The following is a 22,403-nucleotide window of genomic DNA, read 5'->3' as shown; positions in this document are numbered from 1 at the left end:
TCGGGCGCCCTTAAGCCTGCGCCAGGGCCGGCGCGAACGCTTCGCCCCGGGCCACGGCGGCCAGCAAGCCCCGGAACGCGGCTGGATCCCTGCGGTCCATCCATTCAATCAGAACAGAAGCCTGGCGGTAGTACATGCCGTGCGTCAGCTGGTAGCTGGCGGCCTGCTTCGGCGCCACTATCGAACCACTGTCTTCCGGAACCAGGTGGCGGCCATGCGTGAAAGCCCACAAGGCCTCTGCGCGCGTCACATCGCCGGCCCCACCGCCGTCCGAAATATAGGTAGGCAAGCCTTCCCAGAACCAGTTCGGCATCTTGGGGATGCCCATGACGCCCATGCGCTGCACCAGGTGCAGGTGGGCCAATTCGTGGGTCAGGATTGCGCCGGCGCGCTGCTGCGGCCAATGCGCCAATTTGGCGGCGATGTGCACCTCGCTGAGCGAAACCAGCCCGGCGGCCATTGGCGGCCCGGCACTGTAGCGGGAAAAGCTTTCATCGCTGGCGTAGACATTGACGCGCACCGGGGCCGCGAACCGCGTCCCAAACGCATCCACGTTGCGTGCCTGGGCGGCCGGCAGCATGGCGGCCACGGTTACGGCCAGGCCTTCCGCACCAGGTTCGCACCAGATACTTGGGTCGGGTGTGCATTGCTTGAAATGCGCTTTGCTGGCCAGCCAGGCGCGTACGCCGTAGTAGCTCATTTTGCCGACCGGCGTGGCGGCCAGGGCGCCGCCCAGTGCGAGCATGGCAAGGCCGAGTGCGGCCAGCACGCGCCGACGCGTGATGCGCGGCATCAGAAGAAGTGCTTCCAGTCGTTCAGCCAGTCGGGGACGTCTTCCACCGGCATCGGGCTGGCGATGTAGTAGCCCTGGGCGTAGGTGCAGCCCAATTCTTGCAGGAAGTCCCAATCCTGTTTCGTCTCCACGCCCACCGCGCAGGCCTGGCGTGACAGGCTGCGGGCCAGGCCCAGATACGACTTCAGCACTGTGCTGATAGCGCGCTTACGCGAGGCGCCGTCCACGAAGCTGCGGTCGATCTTCAGCTCGGAGAATGGGATGGCGGCCAGCAGCTGCAGGTTGGAGCGCCCGGTGCCGTAATCGTCGATCGCCAGGCCGAAACCCATCATGCGCAGGCGCAGCAGGCGTTCCAGGAAGTGCGGGTTGGTGGTCAGCACCGCCGATTCGGTGATCTCGAACGTGATGTAGTCCGGCAGGATGCGGTGGCGTTCCAGGCAGGCCGTGATCTGGGCGATGAACTGGGGGTGCGACAGCGTGCTCGGGTCAACGTTGATCGAGAACGAAATCGGGATGCCTTTGTCGTGCAGGTGGCGGCAGGCGGCCACCGACTTCTCGATCATGCTCCAGTCGAGGAAGTCGATGCGTCGCACGCTTTCCAGCACCGGCACGAAGGCCGCAGGACCCAGCACCCCATGCTGCGGGTGGCGCCAGCGGGCAAACATCTCCAGGCCTTTGACGGCGCCGGTTTCCAACTCGATCTTAGGCTGGAAGAAAGGATCGAATTCGCGCGCCTGCAGGCCGCGCCCGACTTCGGCGAAAGTGAATTCAGGGTGCTGCGGCTCGGGCTCCGGTTCGCTGGACGGCTCAACGTAGTTGGCGATCAGTTCCTGCAAACGCTGCGAGCTGATAGGCTTGACCGAACTGCCCAGCACATCGACCCCGTACGCCTCGGCCATGGTTTCGACCGAGAACAGCACGTCGGCGCTGTGCGCACCGAGCACGATAATCCCGGCGCGGCAGTCGATTTCAGCCAGGCGGCGGATCACTTCCAGGCCGTCCATGCCGGGCAGCGACAGATCCATCAGGACGATATTGACCGGCGGCTTGAGGCCGATCTCCAGCAGGCGTAAAGCGCTCAGCCCATCCGACGCGGTCGTGATGTGTTCAGCGCCCAGGTGACGCAGCATGCCAACCAGAAGCTCGCGCTGGACGGGTTCGCCCTCGGCTACCAGGAAGTGCATACTTGCAATTTCCATAACACCTATTCCAATCTGAATATATTCTTACCCCAGATTTTGCCTTACTTGCTCGAAAAAGCATACTGCCGCGCAGGCGGCGACGTTCAGCGATTCCACTTTGCCCAAGTGTGGCACGAGGACGCGATGCGAGGCGCCGCTCAGCAGCGCGTCGGAGACGCCCTGCCCTTCGTGGCCGAAAATCCAGGCCACCGGGCGTTTCAGGTCCAGCTTATACAGCTGTTCGGCGGCGTAACCGCTGGTGGCCAGGGTGGCGATGGCGGCGCCCTGCACCAGCAGCGCCAGGTCGACGTTTTCGTAGATATCCAGCACAAAGTGGGCGCCCATCGCGGCGCGCAGCACTTTCGGCGACCAGCAGAAGGCGGTGCCGGGGGCGCAATAGACTTCCTTCACGCCGGCGGCGGCGGCGCTGCGCAGGATGGAGCCGACGTTGCCGGGATCCTGCACATTATCCAGCAGGACGGCGTTGACCGTCAGCGCGGCCGGCACCGGTTTTTCCGGCGTCGCGATCAGGAACATCAAGCCGACGCCGTGCTCGACCTGGCTGATGGCGTGGTATAGCTGGTCCGGCAGGCACAGGATATGGGCGCGCTCGGCGTCCAGGCGCTGCACCAGCGGACCGACTTCGGCATGCTGCAGGGCGCCTTCGGCCACGATGACTTGCTCGGGATGGCCGCGCAATTCGAGCCAGGTCTCGCACAGGTGCACGCCATCCAGCAGGCTGCGGCCGGCTTTGCGGCGCGCCTGCGAGTTGGTGGCCAGCTTGGCGATTTCCTTGTATTGCGCGTTGTCGCGCGAAGTAATGTGCTTCACAGTTCGCCCTCCAGCAGCGCCCGCACCGGCGCAAAACTGCGGCGATGCACCGCCGACGGCCCATGCTCGCGCAGGCGCTCCAGGTGCAGCGCCGTGCCGTAGCCCTTGTGCTGGTCGAAGCCGTACTGCGGATATTTCTTGTGCAGCTTGACCAGGGCCGCGTCGCGCGCGGTCTTGGCCAGGATCGAGGCGGCGGAGATGGCCTCGATCTTGTCGTCCCCTTCCACGATGGCGATGCTCTGGATCCGCATCACCGGGCACTTGTTGCCGTCGATGAGGGCGAGGGTCGGCACGGTGGACAGCGCATACACCGCACGCTTCATCGCCAGCAGGCTGGCCTGCAGGATGTTCAGGCGGTCGATCTCCTCCTCAGATGCTTTCGCCACCGCCCAAGCGATGGAATGCTGCTGGATCAGCGGCGCCAGCTCATCGCGCTTTGCTTCATTGAGTTTTTTCGAGTCGCGCAAGCCCGGGATCGGGCGGTCGCGGTCAAGGATCACCGCCGCGGCAAAGACCGGCCCGGCCAACGGCCCGCGGCCGGCCTCATCCACGCCACAAATAATCTCGTCCAGCGAGTAAGGAAGGTCATCAAAAAGACCCGATTGTTGGCCCATGGCTCAATTCTTTCTACTGCTCAGCTCGTGTCCCACCTTGGGGTCACACCCCAAACGAGACACGAGCTGAGCCACATTCACGGCAGCGTTCGTGTCCCGGTTGGGGTGTGACCCCATGGTGGGACACGGGCTCATCTGTTGATGACTTTCAGGACTGCTGCGGCGCCTTCCTGGGCGCTGTTTCGCAGCAGGCTGTGATGCATGTCGGTGAAGCGCTGCGCCAGTTGCAGGCGGTGCGGGGCGTCACTCAGTTGTTTCCACATGGCGTCGGCCAGGGCTTCGGCGCTGGCGGCGTTCTGCAGCAGCTCGGGCACCAGGAATTCGCGCGCCAGGATGTTCGGCAGGCCAATCCAGGGCTGGTAGCCCATATGCCGCATGATATGCCAACTCGCGGCCATCATCTTGTAGGCGATGACCATGGGCTTCTTGAACAGCGCCACTTCCAGCGAGGCGGTGCCGGAGGCGACCAGCACCGCGTCGGCGGCGCAAATGGCGGTGTGCGACTGGCCGTCCAGCAGCATCAGCTCGACGTCCTGCAGGCCGGCTTCGGCGATCAGCTGCAGGAAATACTGGCGCTGCTTTTCGCCGGCCATCGGCACCACGAACTTCAGCGAGCGGTCGCGCTGCAGCAGCAGTTTGCAGGCGCCGATGAAGGCGGCGGTGTTGTACTTCAACTCCGCCATGCGGCTGCCGGGCATGACGCAGACCACGTTGGCGTCTTCCGCCAGGCCAAGCTGGCGGCGCGCGGCGGCTTCGTCGGGCTGCAGCGGGATTACTTCTGCCAGCGGGTGGCCGACATAGGTCACCGGCACGCCGGCATGCTTGTAGATCTCTTCCTCAAACGGGAAGATCACCAGCATGTGCGAAACGGACTTGATAATTTTCTTGATACGCCCACCGCGCCAGGCCCAGATCTGCGGGCCGATATAGTGCACGGTCGGGATGCCTGCCTCGCGCAGCTGGGCTTCCAGGCCCAGGTTGAAGCCGGGGTAGTCGGCGCCGATAAAGCAGTCCGGCCGCTGGGCCAGCAACTGGTCGCGCAGGGTGTTCTGGATGCCTTTGAGTTCGCGGTAGCGGGGGATGATTTCAAACAGCCCGCGCACCGTCATTTTCTCGATCGGCCACTGCGACTCGAAACCATGCGCCTGCATGGCCGGGCCGCCAATACCGTGGAAGCGCGCTTCGGGCAGGTGCGGGCGCAGGCCGCCCAGCAGACGGGCCGCCAGCAGGTCGCCGGACGGTTCGCCGGCGACAACTGCAATCGATACGTCAGCGGACGATGCCACGGGTAGTCGTATCGAGGAATTCGCGCATCGAGCGCGCGGCTGCGGCGCAGTCTTCCGCCAGTGCGCCTTCGGCGGCCAGCATGGCTGCCTTGGCTTCTTCCAGGGTCAGGCCGGAACGGTACAGGATCTTGTACGCGTTGCGGATGGCGTTGATCTGCTCGCGGGTGAAGCCGCGGCGTTTCAGGCCTTCGATATTGACGCCGTGCGCTGCGGCCGGATTGCCGTTCAACAGCACATAAGGCGGCACGTCCTGGGTCAGGCTGGTGCTCATGCCGACAAAGGCGTGGGCGCCAATCTTGCAGAACTGGTGCACGTTGGCGAAGCCGGACATGATCACGTAGTCGCCAATCTCGACGTGGCCCGCCATCTGGGCGTTGTTCGAGAAAATGGTGTTGTTGCCGACCACGCAGTCATGCGCCAGGTGGACGTAGGCCGAGATCCAGTTGTTGTTACCGAGCTTGGTGACGCCCTTGTCCTGCACCGTACCGAGGTTGAAGGTGCAGAATTCGCGGATGGTGTTGTCGTCGCCGATTTCCAGGCGGGTTGGCTCGCCTTTCCATTTCTTGTCCTGCGGCGCAGCGCCGATGGACGAGAACTGGAAGAACTTGTTGTTCTTGCCGATCGTGGTATGGCCCTCGATCACGACATGCGGGCCCACCACGGTGTTCTCGCCAATCACAACGTTCGGGCCAATGAGCGTGTATGCGCCGATCTCGACGCCCGCAGCCAGTTCGGCTTTCGGGTCGACGATTGCGGTTGGGTGGATGATTGCCATAGTCTTACTCCACGGCGCGGATGGTGCACATCAGTTCAGCTTCCAGCGCTACCTGGCCGTCGACCGAGCCGACCGCCTTGTATTTCCAGATGCCGCGCGCGTTGCGCAGGATTTCCACGTCCATTTTCAGCTGGTCGCCAGGACCTACCGGGCGCTTGAAGCGCGCATTGTCGATACCGACGAAGTACACCACCGAGCTCTCGTCCGGCTTGATGCCCATGGACTTGAACGACAGCAGGGCTGCGGTCTGCGCCATCGCTTCGATCATCAGCACGCCAGGCATGACCGGCTTGTGCGGGAAGTGGCCGTTGAAGAATTCTTCGTTCACGGTCACGTTCTTGATGGCGGTGATGGATTTGTTTTCTTCATAAGCGATCACGCGGTCGACCAGCAGCAGCGGGTAGCGGTGCGGCAGGTAGGCCTTGATCTCGCAGATGTCCATCGTCTTGTTTTCGGTAGTGGTCATGATTCTTCGTCTTCAGTTTTAGTTTTAATGGTTTTTTCCAGCGCGCGCATTTTATCGCGCATCGTCGGCAGGTTGCGGACAATCGCCGCCGACTTCTCCCAGTCGCTGTTCTTGGCCAGCGGGTAGAAACCCGTGTACTGGCCCGGTTCCGAAATCGAGCGCGATACCAGGCTGCCCGAGGAAATATGCACATTATCGGCGATCGTCAGGTGGCCCAGGATCATGGCCGCGCCGCCGAAAGTGCAGTGCTTGCCGATCTTGGCGCTGCCGGCCACGCCGACGCAGCCGGCCATGGCGGTATGCGCGCCGATCACGCAGTTGTGGCCGATCTGGATCTGGTTGTCCAGCTTCACGCCGTCTTCAATAATGGTGTCGGCCAGCGCGCCGCGGTCCACGGTGGTGTTGGCGCCGATGTCGACATCGTCGCCGATCACCACTCGGCCCACCTGGGGGATGCGCACGTACATGCCGGCGTCGTTGGCGAAGCCGAAGCCGTCGGTGCCGATCACGGCGCCCGAGTGGATGATGCCGCGCTTGCCGATCACGCACTTGGCGTGGAAGGTCACGTTGGCGAAGAAATGGGTGCCCTCGCCTACCTGCGCATCGCGGCCGACATAGCAGCCGGCGTCCAGCACCACGCCCGCGCCGATCACCGCGCCCGCCTCCACCACGACCTTGGGACCGACGTGGGCGGTGGCGTCCACCGATGCCGCCGGATCGACGTAGGCGGTCGGATGCACGCCTGCCGGGCGTACGTAGGCCGTCTGCGCTTCAAAGATCTGCGCGGCGCGGGCAAAGTACACATAGGGATTCTTGACGACGATGCGGGCGCCTTGGTAGGTTTCGGCCACGGTGGCATCGTCATTGGCGCTGACAATCAGGGCTGCCGCCTGGCTTTGCCCCGCCTGTGCGCGGAATTTGCTGTTACTGAGGAAGCTGATATGCGAAGCGCCTGCATCGGTCAACGGCGCGATACCCGAAACATACAGTTCCGGGTCCCCCACCAGTTGACCGCCCAGGCGTTCGACCAGTTCTCCTAGTCGAAGGCCCATCTTTTAATCCAATCTGATTGTTATTTGTCCAGCGCTTCCAGCACCTTGTTGGTGATGTCGATGCGCGGGCTGGCCCATACTGCGTCCTGCAGGACGATGTCGTAGCCTTCGGTCGTTGCCAGCTGCTTGATGATCTTCGTCGCCTTTTCGGCGATCGCAGCACGCTCCTCGTTGGTGCGCTGGTTCAGGTCTTCACGGAACTCGCGCTGGCGGCGCTGGAAGTTCAGGTCCGCCTCGTAGGCTTCGCGCTGCAGACGGCTGCGCTCCGGCTCCGGCTTGACGGCGCCTTCCTTTTCCCACTTCTCGGCGGCCGACTTGGAACGCATGGCCAGTTCCTGCAGTGCCTTTTCACGGCTAGAGAATTCTTCGCGCAGCTTCTGGTCGGCCAGCTTGGCCAGCTTGGACTCGTTGTAGATGCGCTCGGCGCTCAGCCAGGCAATCCGGGACGACTGCGCCTGCACCGGCGCCGAGGCCATCAAGCCCAGCGCCAGGATGGCGGCGATTTTGCCCAGGGTAGCGGTTGCAGTCTTCAACTTGATTCTCCGTAAAAATGCACGTTGCCGCAAAGAATTAGAAGCCGGTGCCCATCTGGAACTGGAAGCGTTCCAGGCGGTCGCCGATTTTCTCGTTCAGTGGCAAAGCATAACTCAACTTCAGCGGGCCCACCGGGGAAATCCAGCTCAGGCCCAGGCCGGCCGAGAAGCGCAGCTCGGACAGGCGCATTTTCTGCTTCTCCGCATACACCTGGCCGCCGTCCATGAAGGCGAACCAGCGCAGCGAGCGGTCCTGGCCCTGGCCTGGGAAGCCCATTTGCAGTTCGGCGTTACCGATCAGGCGCGAAGCGCCGCCCAGGGTGTCGCCGTAGCGTGGGTCGACCACGCCGAGCGAGGAGCTCTGGTAGCCGCGCACCGAACCGATGCCGCCGGCGTAGAAGTTCTTGAACACCGGGTAGCTCTTGCCGCCGAAGCCGCGGCCGTAATCGAACTCGCCTTTCAGCGCCAGGGTGATCTTGTTAGTCAGCGGCTTGTACCACTGGGTCTCGTAGACGGTACGCCAGTACTTGGTCTCGCCGATCGCGTCCAGTTCCAGGTTGATACGCTGCATGAAGCCCACGGTCGGGGTCATGGCGGAGTCGCGGCTGTCGCGCGCCCAGGCTGCGGTCAGCGGCACCGAGTAGGCGTTGACCGAACCGACGCCGTTGGCCGGGCCGCCCAGGTCGCGCACGTACTGCAGGAAGTAGGTCGGCGACGATTCGTCGGTCTCGATACGCGACTTCTCCAGGCCCATGCCGAAGAACACGGTGTCCAGCTCCGAGAACGGCACGCCGAAGCTGATACGGCCGCCGGTCTGCTTGATGTTGTACAAGCCGGTGTTGACTGCAGGCGGGCGGAAGGTACGCAGGTAAAGCTCGTAGCTGCGCGAAATGCCGTCCGGGGTCAGGTACGGGTTGGTGTGCGAGAAAGCGATGGTGCGGCTGTACTTCGAGGTGTTCAGCTCCAGGCCCACGGTGTTGCCCGAGCCGGCGAAGTTGGCCTGCTGGATCGCGGCGTTGAAGGTGAACTTCTCGGCCTGCGAGAACGCGCCGCCGATCTGGAAGTTGCCGGTCGGGCGCTCGACGACGGTCAGGTTGATGTCAACCTGGTCGGAGCTGCCCTGGGCTTCCGGGGTATCGACGGTAACGTCCTTGAAGTAGCCGGTGCGGTCGACGCGGTCGCGCGACTGCTTGATGCGGTTGGCGTCGTACCAGCTCGATTCGAACTGGCGGAACTCGCGGCGGATCACCTCGTCGCGGGTGGTGGTGTTGCCCGAGATATTGATGTGGCGCACGTAGGCGCGCTTGCCCGGGTCGATCACGAAGGTAAAGGCGACTTCGCGCTTTTCCTGGTCGATTTCAGGGTTGGCGTTCACGTTGGCGAAGGCGAAGCCGAAGTTGCCCAGGCGGTCGGTGATCAGCTTGTTGGAGGCGGTCAGCAGCTTGCCGGAGTACAGCTTGCCCTTCTTCAGCAGCACCAGCTGGCGCAGCTCGTCCTCGCGGCCGTACATCTCGCCTTCCATCTTGATGTCGGAGACGGTGTACTTTTCGCCTTCGGTGATGTTGATGGTGATGTAGATATCCTTCTTGTCCGGGGTGATCGACACCTGGGTGGAATCCACATTCATCTCGATATAACCCTGGTCCAGGTAGAAGGACTTCAGGGTTTCGATATCGCCATTCAGCTTGGTCTTGGAATACTGGTCGGCCTTGGTGTACCAGCTGAACCAGCCGCCGGTATTCAATGCCAGCTGCTCTTTCAGCTCTTTGTCGCTGAATGCCTTGTTGCCGACGATATTAATCTGCTTGATGCGCGCCACGTCGCCTTCATCGACGTCGAAGTCGATGCTGACGCGGTTACGCTCCATCGGGGTCACGGTGGTGGTGATTTTCACGCCGTACAGGCCGCGCGACAGGTATTGGCGCTTCAGTTCCTGCTCGGCGCGGTCGACCGATGCCTTGTCAAAGGTCTTGGCTTCGCCGACGCCGATATCCTTCAGCGCCTTGACCAGCATGTCCTTCTCGAATTCGTGGGTGCCCTTGAATTCCACCTTGGCGATGGCCGGACGTTCTTCTACGATCACCACCAGCACATTGCCGTCGCGCTCCAGCTTCACATCCTTGAAGATGCCGGTCGCATACAGGGCCTTGATGGTGGCCACGCTCTTGTCTTCACTGAAGGTTTCGCCCACGCGCACCGGCAGGTAGCTAAAGACGGTACCGGCTTCGGTACGCTGGATGCCTTCGACGCGGATATCCTTGACGACAAACGGTTCGGCGGCCAGGGCGCTGCCGGAGCAGATTGCCAGGACTGCGGCGCCAACCAGGCTGCGGCGGAAATTAGGGGCGATACGATCAGTGTGTAATTTCATCGGCAAATCGAAAAATATTAAAGCTTCCGGGCCAGGTCATTGAAAATCGCCAGCGCCATTAAAGACACCAGCAATCCAAGCCCAATACGCTGCGCCAAATCGGCAATACGCTCCGAAACAGGACGCCCGGTCAAAACTTCCAGCGAATAATACAGCAAATGCCCCCCATCCAGAACAGGAATTGGCAGCAAATTCATTAAGCCGAGGCTTACGCTGATAAAGGCGACGAAGGCGATAAAAGATTCGGCGCCCATTTTGGCGGTTTCACCCGCATATTCAGCGATGGTAATCGGCCCGGTTATGTTTTTCAGCGAGACTTCACCGACAATCATGCGGCCCAGGATGCGCAGCGTCATGCTGCAGATTTCCTTGACCTGGCGGGTGGCCTTGGCGGTCGCTTCCAGCGGGCCGTAATGCACCACAATCGTATCAACCATGCCCACCAGTTCGGCTTTGATCTTACCGACTGTTACAAGGCCTTTGCTGTTTGCGCCCTTGTCTTCCACCGCTTCCGGGGTGATCCGGAGTTCGACCGGCTGGCCGCCGCGCCGCACCGTCACGGCCAGGGTGCGGCCCGGCGCGCGCTGCACTTCCTGCAGGAAGGCGCGCGCATCCGGCATCGGCTGTCCGTCGACCGCGAGGATGGTATCGCCCTTCAGCAAGCCGCCGCGGCGGGCGGCGCCGCCCTCCTCCGTGCGGCCGATCACGGCCGGTGGTCGCATCAGGTCCAGGCCGAGGGCGTTCGGCACGTCCTCTTCCAGCTTGATGCCGGCCGCTGCGGCCGCCGGCACGGTGGCATGCACGGCGCCAAAGCCGGGGCGCTCGAGCGCCAGGCGCAGGTCTTCTTTATGGATGATGGCCTGGATCACGGCCCAGCGCAGTTCATTCCAGCCCTGCACCGCCTCGCCGTTGACGGATTTCACCAGGTCGCCGCGCTGCACGCCGGCCGCCGCAGCCGCCGTGGCGCGCTCCGGGGCGCCCAGGCGGGCGGCAGGCTCCATGACGCCGCTCATATACAGGCCGGCGTACAAGGCGATAGCAAGGAGGAAGTTGGCGAGCGGACCGGCCGCCACGATGGCGATGCGCTTCCAGACGTTCTGGCGGGTGAATTCGCGGCTCAGGTCCGCCTCAGGCAGGCCTGAAAGATCGGTTTCGCGGCCATCCAGCATCTTGACGTAGCCGCCCAGCGGGATGGCGGACACGGCCCATTCGGTCTGGTCCTTGCCGAACTTGCGCATCCAGACGATGCGGCCCATGCCGACCGAGAAGCGCAGCACTTTGACCCCGCACCAGCGCGCCACCAGGTAGTGTCCCAGCTCGTGGATGACGATCAGGGAGCCGAGGCAGACGATCGTGGCGAGAAGGGTGCGCAGGATTTCCATGGGAGTCAGCCCCTGATAATGCGTTCCGCTGCGGTCCGTGCCAGCGCGTCCTGCGCCATCACAGCCTCGATGCTGCTGGCCGCGCCGTGCGGCAGTTCGTCCATGACCTGGGCGATCACGCGGTCGATGCGGCGGAAGCCGATACGTTCATCGAGGAAGGCTTGCACCGCCACCTCGTTGGCCGCGTTCAGCAAGGCTGGCGCGGTGCCGCCGGCGCGCAACGCCTCATAGGCCAGCGCCAGGCATGGGAAGCGGTTGAAGTCCGGCTTCTCGAACTGCAGGGTGCCGACCTGGGTCAGGTCCAGCTGCGCCACGCCGGAGGCGATGCGCTCCGGGTAAGCCAGGGCGTGCGCGATCGGGGTGCGCATGTCCGGGTTGCCCAGTTCCGCCAGCACCGAGCCGTCGTTGTAGGACACCATGGAGTGGATCACCGACTGCGGGTGGATCACCACCTCGATCTGCTCGGCCGGGGCGCCGAACAGCCAGTGCGCCTCGATCACTTCCAGGCCCTTGTTCATCATGGTCGCGGAATCGACCGAAATCTTGCGGCCCATGACCCATTTCGGATGCTTGCAGGCTTCGTCCGGGGTCACATTCTCCAGCGTGGCCACGTCGCGCTTCAGGAACGGGCCGCCGGAGGCGGTCAGCAGCACCTTGGTCACGCCGGCGGCGGCCGGTACCCGGCCGTAGTTCTGCGGCAGGCACTGGAAGATGGCGTTGTGTTCGGAATCGATCGGCAGCAGCACGGCGCCGCTGGCCGCTACCGCGTCCATGAACAGCTGGCCGGACATGACCAGCGCTTCCTTATTGGCCAGCATCACCTTCTTGCCGGCGCGGGCGGCGGCCAGGGTTGGCGCCAGGCCTGCGGCGCCGACGATGGCGGCCATCACGGCGTCGGTTTCAGCGGCGGCGGAAACGGCGCACAGCGCAGCCTCGCCCCACTCCACTTCGGTGCGGCAGCCGGCGGCGCGCAGCAAAGCGGCCAACTGGTCGGCGGCGGCGGCACTGCCCACCACGGCGCGCGCCGGACGGAACTGGATGCACTGCGCAGCCAGTTCTTCGACCCGGCTATGGGCGGTCAGCGCATAGACGGAGTAACGGTCCGGGTGGCGCGCAATGACGTCCAGCGTGGAGACGCCGATGGAACCGGTAGCGCCGAGGATGGTAATGCGTTGCATGGAATTCCTTAGAACAGCCTTGGGGTGATCAACGCGGCGATGGGCAGCACCGGCACCAGCGCGTCGATACGGTCAAGCACACCGCCGTGGCCAGGCAGCAGGTTGCTGCTGTCCTTCATGCCGGCGCGGCGCTTGAGCATGGATTCAAACAGGTCGCCGACGATGGAGGCGGCGACGATCAGCACCAGCACGGCCAGCATGATGCCCCAGCCCATGCGGTCCACCAGGCGCACCGCGAAGGTCTCCTGCAGGAACGGCACGGAAGGCGCCAGCAGCACGGTGGCGCTGGCCAGCAGCAATACGGACAGCATGCCGCCCACCGCGCCTTCCCACGACTTGCCCGGGGAGATGGTCGGCGCCAGCTTATGCTTGCCGAAAGCCTTGCCCGAGAAATAGGCGAAGATGTCGGCCGCCCACACCACCGCCATCACCGACAGCAGGTAGACCGGGCCACGCGCGAACAGCAGCAGGATGGCGACGAAGCAGGACACCAGGGTCGCGGCGTAGACCATGCTCAGCATGGTACTGCCGCTGCCGTCCACCGGCGGCAATCCCAGTTTCAGGGCCGGCGTGAAGCGGATCAGCCAGATTGCGGCGCCGATCGCCAGCCAGAACTTGGCCTGTTCCAGCCCAGCGCTGAAGATGAAGGTATAGGCAAAGGCCACGGTCCAGGCGCCGGCCACGATGATCGCGGCGCGGTTCTTGAACAGGCGGAAGGCTTCCCACACGGCGGCGGCAAAGAACACAGTCACCACCACGTCCACCGCCGGCTGGTAGCCGGAGAACAGGACGGGCAGCAGTACCGCCAGCAGCAGGACGGCGGTAATCACGCGGGTTTTCAGCATGCTTTATTTAGCTCTTCTGGGCCACCTGGTCGCCGGTGCGGCCAAAGCGGCGTTCACGGTTCTGGTAGGAGGATATAGCCTCGTCCAGGCGTTCGGCGTTGAAGTCAGGCCAGTAGGTATCGGTGAAGTACAGCTCCGTGTACGCCAGCTGCCATAGCAGGAAGTTGGAGATGCGCTCCTCGCCGCCGGTGCGGATGAACAGGTCCGGCTCCGGCGCATAGGCCATCGACAGGTACGGCGCCAGCGCCTCTTCGGCGAAGTCGGTCGTGCCCGGATGTTCGGCCACCATCTTGCCGATCGCCTGCATGATATCCCAGCGGCCGCCATAGTTGGCGCACACGGTGACGGTCATGCGGGTATTGTTGGCGGTCTTGCGCTCGGCGTTGGCGATCATGTCCTGCAGCTTCTGGTCGAAGCGCGACAGGTCGCCCACCACCTTCAGGCGGATATTATTCGCATGCATCTTCGACACCTCGCGCTCCAGGGCGGTAACGAAGAGTTTCATCAGCAGCGAAACTTCCTCTTCCGGCCGGCGCCAGTTCTCGGAGCTGAACGCAAATACGGTCAGGTACTCGATGCCGCGCGTCGCGCAGGCTTCAACCACGGTACGCACCGCTTCCACGCCTTTGACGTGGCCTGCCACGCGCGGCAGGAAACGCTTGGTTGCCCAGCGTCCGTTACCGTCCATGATGATGGCAAGGTGGCGTGGCACCTGCGGCGCATCAGGAACTCCGGTCGTCGAACTCGAATATTTCATAGGTACGTAAACTTAAAAAACCGGGGCGGCCCGCGCAATGCGCGGGTTCGCCTCGGTTCTGGGCCCTTAGACGGTCAGGACTTCTTTCTCTTTTTCGGCAACGATCTTGTCGATGTCGGCAATGAACTTGTCGGTCAGCTTCTGCACTTCATCAACACCACGGCGCTCTTCGTCTTCCGAGATGGCCTTGTCTTTCACCAGCTTCTTCATGGCTTCGTTGGCGTCACGGCGGATGTTGCGCACGGCGACTTTCGAATCTTCGCCTTCGCCCTTGCACAGCTTGACCATTTCCTTGCGGCGCTCTTCGTTCAGCGGAGGGGTCGGCACGCGGATGGTGTCGCCCTGCGATGCCGGGTTCAGGCCCAGGTCGGAGTCGCGGATAGCTTTCTCAATGGCGGCGCCCATTTTCTTTTCGAACGGGGTTACGCCGATGGTGCGCGCGTCGACCAGGGTCAGGTTGGCCACCTGGTTGATCGGAGTCGGGTTGCCGTAGTACTCGACCATCACGCTGTCCAGCATGCCGGTGTGGGCACGGCCGGTACGCACTTTAGCCAGGTTGGCGCGCAGGGTTTCCAGGGATTTGCTCATTTTGTCCTGAGCGTTCTTTTTAATGTCAGCAGTAGACATTTATAACTCCTGTTGCTTTAACTTGAATATTATTAAACGTGTACCAGTGTACCCTCTTCCTCGCCCATAATCACGTTCATCAACGCGCCAGGCTTGGTAATGGAGAACACTTTAATTGGCAGTTTCTGGTCGCGGCACAGCGCAAAGGCGGTGGCATCCATCACCTGCAGATGCTTGGAAATGGCTTCGTCGAAGCTGATCTTGTGGTACAGGGTGGCGTTCGGGTCTTTTTTCGGGTCGGCGGTGTAGACGCCGTCGACCTTGGTGGCCTTCAGCACAATTTCCGCGCTCATTTCCGAACCGCGCAGTGCTGCTGCAGTGTCGGTGGTGAAGAACGGATTGCCGGTGCCGGCCGCGAAGATCACAACCTTGCCCTCTTCCAGGTACTGCAGCGCTTTCGGGCGCACGTACGGCTCAACCACCTGCTCGATGCCGATGGCCGACATCACGCGGGCGGTCACGCCCACGTGCTTCATGGCGTCGGCCAGGGCCAGCGCGTTCATCACGGTGGCCAGCATGCCCATGTAGTCCGCAGTGGCACGGTCCATGCCCTGGGCGCCAGGCGCCACGCCACGGAAGATGTTGCCGCCGCCAATGACGACCGCCAGTTCAACACCCAGCTTTGCGACTTCCGCCACGTCCGCCACCATACGCTCGATGGTGCCGCGGTTGATGCCGTAAGGATCGTCGCCCATTAGGGCTTCGCCGGACAATTTCAGGAGGACGCGCTTGAAGGCTGGTTTTGTCATGAGCTGGGGCTCCTTTAAGTTTTATGTGTTCGGTGAGGCTTCGGCGGCAATGATAACGGAAATACCATAAACCGCCTTTTAATTTCTACTTAAGCCCAGGGGGCGGGCTTAAAAAAACGGGCCTTGCGGCCCGTTTTCTTGATTATGCGCCTTTGGAGGCAGCCATTTGGGCTGCGACTTCCGCCGCGAAATCGTCAACTTTCTTTTCAATGCCTTCGCCAACCACGTACATGGTGAAGCCCTTAACGGTGGTGTTAGCGGCTTTCAGCATCTGCTCGATGGTCTGCTTGTCGTTCTTCACGAACACCTGGTTCATCAGCGACACTTCTTTCAGGTACTTGGCAACGGCGCCGTCGATACGCTTGGCAACGATGTCGGCTGGCTGGGCTGGCTTGCCAGCGGCAACAGCGGCAGCTGCGTCTTCGTCGGACTTGGCCTGGGCAACCGAACGCTCCTTGGCGATCAGTTCAGCAGGAACGCCTTCCGAGGACAGGGCTACTGGCTTCATTGCAGCGATGTGCATTGCCACGTCTTTACCAACCTGGTCGTCAGCGCCGTCGAACTCGACGATAACGCCGATCTTGGTGCCGTGCAGGTACGAAGCCAGCTTGCCGGTGGTTTCGAAACGCTGGAAGCGACGGATCGACATGTTTTCGCCGATCTTGCCAACCAGGGCAGCGCGCACTTCTTCCAGGGTCTGGCCGTTGCCAGCTGGCAGGGCCAGCAGGGCAGCAACGTCAGCTGGGTTGTTTTCAGCAGCCAGCTTGGCAGCCAGGGCAGCCAGGGCCAGGAAGTCGTCGTTCTTGGCAACGAAGTCGGTCTCGGAGTTCACTTCAACCAGGGCGCCGATGTTGCCAGCGATGTGGGAAGCGACCACGCCTTCAGCGGTGATACGTGCGGAAGCCTTGGCAGCCTTGCCGCCCAGCTTAACGCGCAGCAGTTCTTCTGCTTTGTCCATGTCGCCGCCGGCTTCGGTCAGCGCTTTCTTGCATTCCATCATTGGCGCGTCGGTCTTAGCGCGCAGTTCACCTACCATTGCTGCAGTAATTGCTGCCATGTGATTCTCCTGTATTCGGTTTGGGATTCAGTCCGGGGCGGCGCCAAAGGCAGCCTGCTCGTCCGGGGGATTCTGTTTAAAAAAAAGGGGGAGCTGGTGGGCCACCCCTTTCTCATGCTGAAGCTGCCTTGCGGCAGCCAGGCAATTAAGCCTGCTCGTTAACTTCTACGAACTCGTCGCCAGCTGCAGTCTTGATGGATTCCAGGACTTCAGTGGTGGCGTTCGCACGACCTTCCAGGATCGCGTCTGCTACGCCGCGGGCGTACAGGGTGATCGCTTTGGAGGAGTCGTCGTTACCAGGGATAACGTGGGTCACGCCCGCTGGGGAGTGGTTGGTATCGACCACGCCGATCACTGGGATGCCCAGCTTAGCGGCTTCGGTGATCGCGCCTTTGTGGTAGCCAACGTCAACCACGAAGATTGCGTCAGGAACACCGCCCATATCCTTGATGCCGCCGATCGATTTCTGCAGCTTTTCCAGTTCACGACGGAACAGCAGTGCATCTTTCTTGGTCAGCTTTTCCACGGAACCGTCTTCGATCGAAGCTTCCATGTCTTTCAGGCGCTTGATCGAGGTCTTGATGGTCTTGAAGTTGGTCAGCATGCCGCCCAGCCAACGCTGGTCAACAAACGGAACACCAGCGCGCTGAGCTTCAGCAGCGATGATGTCGCGAGCCTGGCGCTTGGTGCCTACCATCAGGATGGTGCCACGGTTAGCAGCGATTTGACGGATGGTCTTCATCGCGTCCTGGTACATAGCCAGGGTTTTTTCCAGGTTGATGATGTGAATCTTGTTGCGGTGGCCGAAGATGAACGGAGCCATCTTTGGGTTCCAGAAACGGGTTTGGTGACCGAAGTGGACGCCGGCTTCCAGCATTTCACGCATCGTTACAGACATTATTTACTCCAGGGTTTGGTCTGGAATCCGCCCAGTGACCCTTGCGGGCACCCTTGTTGGGGGGATTCGGGTTTATAAAATAAGAAAATTTACAACTATTGCAAGACGCTAGGTCAGGCAACCATAGATTGTACCGCAGGAAAGTCTGTCGGGGCAAGCGTGTCCATGCATTGGCAACATTGTGACTTTTGGCGAGAATGTGTGAATTTTCGCGGCGCAGAATAGGACGATTCCTACGCAAGGAGGCGTCATGGGAAAGTTCATAGTCTTTTGCGCTGACGGCACCTGGAATGCTCCAACCCAGGATGAGGACGATGACGGGGACTTTGACCCGACCAACGTCTATAAACTGTTCGCCAACCTGGCGGGCACGCTCGATCCCCACACTACCTGCCTGGCCCGGGAACAGGAATCCAGCCATCGCGCCGCCAGCGGCGAACTGCTGCAGGTGGCCAAATATATCCACGGCGTGGGTGATTCACGCAACAAAATCCGGCAGATTATCGGGGGCGCTACCGGGGCGGGGCTGATTTCCCGCATCGTACGCGGATATACCTTTATTTCGCGCAACTATGAGCAGGGCGACAAGATCGTTGTCTCCGGCTTCAGCCGCGGGGCCTATACCGCCCGCGCCCTGGCCGGCATGATCGCCCACCAGGGCTTGTTGCGCAAGGAGCTGACCACCGACCGCGAACAGGCCTACCGCAAGGGCGCCCAGGCCTGGTTCCGCTATCGGGACGACGTCATGCCCCGCAACGCACGCGGGATGCTGGCCAACTTCAGCGAGATTATTTCCGACCTGCCCGCTTTCCTGTCGAAGCGCTCGCTCGATGACGACGACTTTGTCGCCGTGCCGGAGATTGCTGCCGTGGCGGTGTGGGATACCGTGGGGGCGATGGGGGTGCCCTGTTTCCTGGGCCCCAAGTCGGACGCCTTTGCCTTCGTCAACAATAAGCTCTCCAGCAAGGTGGTGCATGGCTTGCATGCGATTGCCATCGACGAGCAGCGCATCGACTTCATCCCGACATTGTGGGACAAGGCGGACAACGCGACGCAGATGCTGTTCCCGGGCGCCCACTCGGATGTCGGTGGCGGCTATCCCGAATGCGGCCTGTCTGACGGCGCACTGGAATGGATGGTTGCTGAGCTTAAGGACAGGCTGGGGCTGCATTTCCACGCCACCCCGCCCTTCTGCCTCAATCCCGACCATTCCGCCGCCGCCCACCAGCCCTGGGAGTCGCCACCCTGGAATTTCGGCGGCCACCGCACCAAGACCCGCAAATTCGCGCCCACCGCCGGCCTGCTGATCCACCCTTCGGTGCATAGCCGCATCGAGCTCGGCTCCTACGACCCGCCCAGCCTGGCAGCTTTGCTCAAATAGGATCCTTGGTGGGCTTGGTTGACATCCCTCCCCCACCCGCCGAAGATGATTTTATGGATCCTGCCATCGAACAGTACGTTGACGCCAACATGGCGCTTTACGATGCACGCTCGGATGCCAAGCTGGCCGAGTTCCGCGCAGTCATGGAGGCATATACGGCCCGCGCCGACGAACGCGCGGCCGCCGCCCGAGATCGGGAGGAAAGTACAGCTGCCGCCACTCGTGAGCGGGAGCAGATTCGCGCCAACGAGGTCGAACGCCGGATGGCGGATCATGAAATGACGGTAAAGAGCGTACGGCGAGCCATCTACACCTCAGCGTTTGCCGGAACGATTGCCATTGCAGCACTCAATGCGGCATCGTTCGTGGGCATCATGTCGCTATTTGATGTCGGCCGAAACTTCGGCACCACCCACGCCGAGATGCAGCAAGCCATGCGTGAAATGCGGGCCTTCCTGGAAGAAAATGCACGCGCCCAAAAATAATTACTAAAATTTTGTCGATTTCGGGTTTCCTGGCTCGTCGTGCCTATACCAACCACCCACTTAGGAGACTCGAAATGGCTACCAACACCATCAAACTGCACCGTGTCCTGCGCGCTTCCCCGGACCGCATCTACAAGGCATGGACCACCGCCGCCGCGTTCAACAAATGGCTGCCGCCGAATGGCTACCTGGGCGAGGTGCATGAAATGGATGCCCGTGTGGGCGGCAAATACCGCATGTCCTTCACCGACCTCGGCACCGGCTTTACGCACTCCTTCGGCGGCGAATACCTGGAACTGCATCCGGGCGAAAAGATCCGCTACACCGCCGTGTTCGACGACCCCAACCTGCCGGGCCAGATGACCTCCACCATCACCTTGCGCGCCGTTTCCTGCGGCACCGAGGTCGATATTGTGCAGGAAGGCGTGCCGGCCGTGATCCCGGCCGAGCAGTGCTACGTCGGCTGGCAGCAGTCGCTGGCCCTGCTGGCTTTGCTGGTTGAGCAATAAGGAGGCGCATCATGGGTTCCCCATCCTCCTACTTCCCCTCGATCGAAGCCAAGTACGGCAAACCGGTTTCGCATTGGCTGACGCTGTTGCAAAGCATGAAAGGCATGAAACACATGGATATGGTCGCGGTTCTGAAGAACGAACACGCCATGGGCCATGGCCACGCCAACGCCCTCGTCGCCCACCACCTCTCAGCAAGCAAGCCGCCGATCTGAGGCGGCGGCGGGATGTCCACCTGAGCTTGGTTGACATCCCCCTCCCCGCCGCCGAAGATCGAACTATGGACCCCACCATCAAACAGTACGTTGACAGCAATCGGGACGTTACAGAAGCCCGCAACGATACGAAACTCGCTGAATTTCGAGCCACTATGGAGGCGTACACGGCTCGTGCCGATGAGCGCGAAGAGGCTGCCAGGGAAATCGAACGCCTGCGGGCAAAAGAGTTCGAGCGGGCGCGGACCGCCGACCGTGAGCGCATGGACCGGGTCGAACTGCGGCTGGATAAAATTGAGGCATCGATTGTCAGCTTAAAGCGGTTCATCGTTGGCGCTTCGCTGAGCACGGTACTCGGCGTAGGCGCCTTCAATGCCGCGCTGATCCAAAACTACCACGCCGCGTTTGACTCAGCACGCCACCTCACCGCGACCCAGCAAGACTTCACTGCCCAGCGCCAGCGCACCGAAGCACTGCTGACCGCGATGGATAAGGGCGGCCAGCGCACCTTGCCGCGCTAGGCGGATTACTTGGTGACGGTCAGCGTGTAATTGCCGGCGCCGCTATACGAGTAGACGGCAATCCGGTAGTACGCCGCGGCCGCAGCATAGGTAATAGCCTCGATGGAGGTTGGGGTGGTCGAGGAAGCCACCTGTACCCACGCGCTGCCATTCCACTTCTCCAGCTTCAGCTCAAAGTCGGCATTCGAAGGGCCGGCCAGGTTGGCCTTGATGGTGCCGCCAGCGTAGTAGAAGTATGGCGACGGGTGGATGGCGGAAGCATTGGCGCCGGACAGGTAGCCGGTGTACACCTCGCCATTCGGGGTGCCGTCGCCTTTCACCACATCAAACGAAATGGTCTGGGCGGCGGCGCTGATATTGGCCAGGCCGAAGTTGGAGCCGCTGCCGTTCCACCAGCGCGAATTGGTGCCACGGCTGGTGTAGTTGTTCGGCACCGTGTCGTAGAAGGCCTTGTAGATGGCGCCATCGTACAGGTCCGTGCCATCGCCCCGGTTGACACGGTTTTCAGGGTCGCGGCGGCCATCGGCGTGCTCCATCTGGACATACGGATGCCATTCGTCCGAGTTATTGCCCGCCGGGTCGATATGCCACACCGCCAGGCCCGAGCCAAGCTGGTACAGGTTCTGGTCGGCCTTGTAGATCGCCTCGACGTAGAAAGCCTCGTCCTGCTTGGCGGGATTGGTCCAGCGGTACAGGCTATGCGAACCGGATGCATGGCTCAGGCGCCCCTTCGGCGCACTGGCATTCAGCGCCGGATTCAGCTCGGTCACAGTATCCCACCCCGCCAGATAGCGGAAGAAGCCATTCGGCGGTACCGGGCGGTACTGGCTCTGGGCGCCGATGCTGCCGTAGCCCATGATGCAATAGCTGGCCGCCGAACCTTCCGAGCTGCCGTCATAGTCGTACAGGTCCGGCCAGCCCATGACCAGGTGGCCGGTCTCGTGCGAGAAGGTGCCGATGGCCAGGCTGCTGCCCATATTGGTGATCTGGTAGTAGCCGGTGCAGACGCCGTCCGCGCAGAACTGGTTGCTCAGCCAGCCCATATGCGGCCACAAGCCTTTCGACCATGCGCTGTCGGCGCCACCGGCATAGAAGAAATTCAGGCCTCGAATGCGGTTACTGGCATCCACGCTGAGCGTCGAGAAGTTGAAGCCCTGGGTGTTCTCCAGCCAGGTCAGCGCCTCGCGGATCAGCTCCTGGGAACGCACACTGGAACTCAGGCTGCTGTCGGCATAATAGGACTTGTTGAACTTGGCACGGTAATACACCGTGGTGGTATTGGTGTAATCGAGCTTGCCGCCGGAGACCGACTGGAAGTAGCCGCGCACCGACTGCGCGTTGCCGAAGCCGGTGTACGGCATATCGTTCAGGAAGGAGTTCACCTGCGCCTGGGTGATCGTGCCCGGCACGTCGGGGAAGTCGATAATCACCGTCAAGCCCTTCACCTGCCCGGTGATCGCAGCCAGGGGCTGCGGCGCGCTGGCGGCAGCCTTGGCGGCCTTCTGGGCGGATTCCAGCGAACGGCCCTGCATCTGCTCGAACTTCTCCTTGGCCTTGCGGGCGCGGGCCTCGTGGCCCAGGCCTTTCTGCTTTTTGTCCGCAGTTGCGAAGCTGCGCTTCGCGCCATTGGTGGCGAGGATGCCGGTCGACACCAGATCATCGCCGGCCGCATTCACTTCGGCGTAGCAAAGGCCCTTCTTCGCGGCGTCGTACACCACCAGCGAACCGTCATCCGTGCGCTGCTCGGCATAGTAGTCGTTACCGTCCAGGTGCACGCGCAGCTTTTCGCCATTTGGCTGTTTGAACTCATAAACGCTATCTTTGTAGGGGATGCCGGCCTGCGCGAACAGGCTGGCCAATAACAGTACTGCTGCAGTTGCAACTTTCAATCGCATGT

Annotated in this window: 24 protein-coding genes; 5 read left to right on the top strand and 19 right to left on the bottom strand. The window is 62.0% G+C overall.

Features of this window, described 5'->3' with window-relative positions:
- Positions 1-10: 10 nt before the first annotated feature.
- The 18 genes from AAHE99_RS08095 to rpsB form a co-directional block, all read right to left on the bottom strand.
- Positions 11-793, bottom strand: coding sequence for a hypothetical protein (locus AAHE99_RS08095; RefSeq protein ID WP_342116284.1), 783 nt, complete (start codon positions 791-793; stop codon positions 11-13).
- Positions 793-1,992: an EAL domain-containing response regulator gene (locus tag AAHE99_RS08090; RefSeq protein ID WP_342116282.1), complete on the bottom strand. Its 1,200-nt coding sequence runs from the start codon at positions 1,990-1,992 to the stop codon at positions 793-795. The genes AAHE99_RS08095 and AAHE99_RS08090 overlap by 1 nt, the downstream gene beginning before the upstream one ends.
- Before the next feature lie 27 nt (positions 1,993-2,019).
- Positions 2,020-2,805, bottom strand: coding sequence for a TrmH family RNA methyltransferase (locus tag AAHE99_RS08085; RefSeq protein WP_342116280.1), 786 nt, complete (start codon positions 2,803-2,805; stop codon positions 2,020-2,022).
- Positions 2,802-3,419 (bottom strand): ribonuclease HII, encoded by a 618-nt coding sequence (gene rnhB, locus AAHE99_RS08080; protein ID WP_342116277.1) that lies wholly within the window; start codon positions 3,417-3,419, stop codon positions 2,802-2,804. The genes AAHE99_RS08085 and rnhB overlap by 4 nt, the downstream gene beginning before the upstream one ends.
- Before the next feature lie 131 nt (positions 3,420-3,550).
- Positions 3,551-4,705 (bottom strand): lipid-A-disaccharide synthase, encoded by a 1,155-nt coding sequence (lpxB, locus tag AAHE99_RS08075; RefSeq protein ID WP_342116274.1) that lies wholly within the window; start codon positions 4,703-4,705, stop codon positions 3,551-3,553.
- Positions 4,689-5,480: an acyl-ACP--UDP-N-acetylglucosamine O-acyltransferase gene (gene lpxA, locus AAHE99_RS08070; RefSeq protein ID WP_342116272.1), complete on the bottom strand. Its 792-nt coding sequence runs from the start codon at positions 5,478-5,480 to the stop codon at positions 4,689-4,691. Before lpxA ends, lpxB begins: the two co-directional genes overlap by 17 nt.
- A gap of 4 nt (positions 5,481-5,484) precedes the next feature.
- A complete protein-coding gene (fabZ, locus tag AAHE99_RS08065; RefSeq protein ID WP_342116270.1) occupies positions 5,485-5,946 on the bottom strand; it encodes a 3-hydroxyacyl-ACP dehydratase FabZ in 462 nt (153 codons plus the stop codon).
- Positions 5,943-6,998, bottom strand: coding sequence for a UDP-3-O-(3-hydroxymyristoyl)glucosamine N-acyltransferase (gene lpxD / locus AAHE99_RS08060; RefSeq protein WP_342116268.1), 1,056 nt, complete (start codon positions 6,996-6,998; stop codon positions 5,943-5,945). Before lpxD ends, fabZ begins: the two co-directional genes overlap by 4 nt.
- 20 nt (positions 6,999-7,018) lie before the next feature.
- The gene (locus AAHE99_RS08055) at positions 7,019-7,531 is read right to left on the bottom strand and encodes an OmpH family outer membrane protein (protein WP_342116266.1); all 513 of its coding nucleotides are present in this window, start codon (positions 7,529-7,531) and stop codon (positions 7,019-7,021) included.
- A 37-nt stretch (positions 7,532-7,568) separates the two neighbouring features.
- Positions 7,569-9,902 (bottom strand): outer membrane protein assembly factor BamA, encoded by a 2,334-nt coding sequence (gene bamA, locus AAHE99_RS08050; protein WP_342116265.1) that lies wholly within the window; start codon positions 9,900-9,902, stop codon positions 7,569-7,571.
- 17 nt (positions 9,903-9,919) lie between these two features.
- On the bottom strand, positions 9,920-11,284 hold the full coding sequence (gene rseP / locus AAHE99_RS08045) for an RIP metalloprotease RseP (protein ID WP_342116262.1): 1,365 nt from the start codon (positions 11,282-11,284) through the stop codon (positions 9,920-9,922).
- A gap of 5 nt (positions 11,285-11,289) precedes the next feature.
- Positions 11,290-12,462: a 1-deoxy-D-xylulose-5-phosphate reductoisomerase gene (ispC, locus tag AAHE99_RS08040; RefSeq protein WP_342116260.1), complete on the bottom strand. Its 1,173-nt coding sequence runs from the start codon at positions 12,460-12,462 to the stop codon at positions 11,290-11,292.
- Positions 12,463-12,470: 8 nt separating this feature from the next.
- A complete protein-coding gene (locus AAHE99_RS08035; RefSeq protein ID WP_342116258.1) occupies positions 12,471-13,307 on the bottom strand; it encodes a phosphatidate cytidylyltransferase in 837 nt (278 codons plus the stop codon).
- Between the two features lie 7 nt (positions 13,308-13,314).
- Positions 13,315-14,064, bottom strand: coding sequence for a polyprenyl diphosphate synthase (gene uppS / locus AAHE99_RS08030; protein ID WP_342116257.1), 750 nt, complete (start codon positions 14,062-14,064; stop codon positions 13,315-13,317).
- A 66-nt stretch (positions 14,065-14,130) separates the two neighbouring features.
- A complete protein-coding gene (gene frr, locus AAHE99_RS08025) occupies positions 14,131-14,691 on the bottom strand; it encodes a ribosome recycling factor (protein WP_342116256.1) in 561 nt (186 codons plus the stop codon).
- Positions 14,692-14,723: 32 nt separating this feature from the next.
- On the bottom strand, positions 14,724-15,440 hold the full coding sequence (gene pyrH / locus AAHE99_RS08020) for a UMP kinase (RefSeq protein WP_342116255.1): 717 nt from the start codon (positions 15,438-15,440) through the stop codon (positions 14,724-14,726).
- Positions 15,441-15,582: 142 nt separating this feature from the next.
- The gene (gene tsf / locus AAHE99_RS08015; protein ID WP_342116253.1) at positions 15,583-16,497 is read right to left on the bottom strand and encodes a translation elongation factor Ts; all 915 of its coding nucleotides are present in this window, start codon (positions 16,495-16,497) and stop codon (positions 15,583-15,585) included.
- Between the two features lie 145 nt (positions 16,498-16,642).
- Positions 16,643-17,395 (bottom strand): 30S ribosomal protein S2, encoded by a 753-nt coding sequence (rpsB, locus tag AAHE99_RS08010; RefSeq protein WP_342116251.1) that lies wholly within the window; start codon positions 17,393-17,395, stop codon positions 16,643-16,645.
- 250 nt (positions 17,396-17,645) lie between these two features.
- Here rpsB and AAHE99_RS08005 point away from each other — a divergent pair, with 250 nt between their 5' ends.
- The 5 genes from AAHE99_RS08005 (at position 17,646) to AAHE99_RS07985 (ending at position 20,506) form a co-directional block, all read left to right on the top strand.
- Positions 17,646-18,776: a DUF2235 domain-containing protein gene (locus AAHE99_RS08005; RefSeq protein ID WP_342116249.1), complete on the top strand. Its 1,131-nt coding sequence runs from the start codon at positions 17,646-17,648 to the stop codon at positions 18,774-18,776.
- Between the two features lie 53 nt (positions 18,777-18,829).
- Positions 18,830-19,261 carry a hypothetical protein gene (locus tag AAHE99_RS08000; RefSeq protein ID WP_342116247.1) on the top strand — a complete coding sequence of 144 codons (432 nt, stop codon included), beginning with the start codon at positions 18,830-18,832 and terminating at the stop codon, positions 19,259-19,261.
- Between the two features lie 74 nt (positions 19,262-19,335).
- Positions 19,336-19,770, top strand: coding sequence for an SRPBCC family protein (locus AAHE99_RS07995; RefSeq protein WP_342116245.1), 435 nt, complete (start codon positions 19,336-19,338; stop codon positions 19,768-19,770).
- Between the two features lie 11 nt (positions 19,771-19,781).
- The gene (locus AAHE99_RS07990; RefSeq protein ID WP_342116242.1) at positions 19,782-19,985 is read left to right on the top strand and encodes a DUF4287 domain-containing protein; all 204 of its coding nucleotides are present in this window, start codon (positions 19,782-19,784) and stop codon (positions 19,983-19,985) included.
- A gap of 65 nt (positions 19,986-20,050) precedes the next feature.
- Positions 20,051-20,506, top strand: a complete 456-nt coding sequence (locus AAHE99_RS07985; protein ID WP_342116240.1) for a hypothetical protein — start codon at positions 20,051-20,053, stop codon at positions 20,504-20,506.
- A 5-nt stretch (positions 20,507-20,511) separates the two neighbouring features.
- Here AAHE99_RS07985 and AAHE99_RS07980 read toward each other — a convergent pair whose 3' ends face one another.
- Positions 20,512-22,401: a M6 family metalloprotease domain-containing protein gene (locus AAHE99_RS07980; RefSeq protein ID WP_342116237.1), complete on the bottom strand. Its 1,890-nt coding sequence runs from the start codon at positions 22,399-22,401 to the stop codon at positions 20,512-20,514.
- Positions 22,402-22,403 lie beyond the last annotated feature (2 nt).

The organism is Pseudoduganella sp. OTU4001 (assembly GCF_038440195.1).
Classification (GTDB): Bacteria; Pseudomonadota; Gammaproteobacteria; order Burkholderiales; family Burkholderiaceae_D; genus Rugamonas.
Note: the sequence above shows the minus strand (reverse complement) of the source record. Positions and strands in the feature narration are given on the sequence as shown.